The organism is Shewanella sp. DNRA4, assembly GCF_012843185.1.
Classification (GTDB): Bacteria; Pseudomonadota; Gammaproteobacteria; order Enterobacterales; family Shewanellaceae; genus Shewanella; species Shewanella xiamenensis.
In genome coordinates this window covers 1-370 of the sequence record NZ_JABAIP010000047.1, presented here as the reverse complement: position 1 = coordinate 370, position 370 = coordinate 1, and the positions used below count along the sequence as shown (strand labels likewise).

1 pseudogene is annotated in these 370 nt (G+C 46.5%); it reads right to left on the bottom strand.

What is annotated here, in order from left to right:
* Window positions 1-370 (bottom strand): annotated as a pseudogene (tuf, locus tag HG547_RS20680) (elongation factor Tu); the annotation flags it as partial.

The following is a 370-nucleotide window of genomic DNA, read 5'->3' as shown; positions in this document are numbered from 1 at the left end:
AGCTACAACACCAGCGCCTACTGTACGGCCACCTTCACGAATTGCGAAGCGTAAACCTTCGTCCATCGCGATTGGGCAAATCAGCGTAACAACCATCTTGATGTTGTCACCAGGCATTACCATCTCTACGCCTTCTGGCAGTTCAATAGTACCGGTTACGTCAGTTGTACGGAAGTAAAACTGTGGACGGTAGCCTTTGAAGAATGGAGTGTGACGACCACCTTCTTCTTTCGACAGAACGTAAACTTCTGATTCAAAAGTAGTGTGTGGATTGATTGAACCTGGCTTAGATAATACTTGACCACGTTCTACGTCATCACGCTTAGTACCACGTAATAAAATACCACAGTTCTCACCTGCACGACCTTCG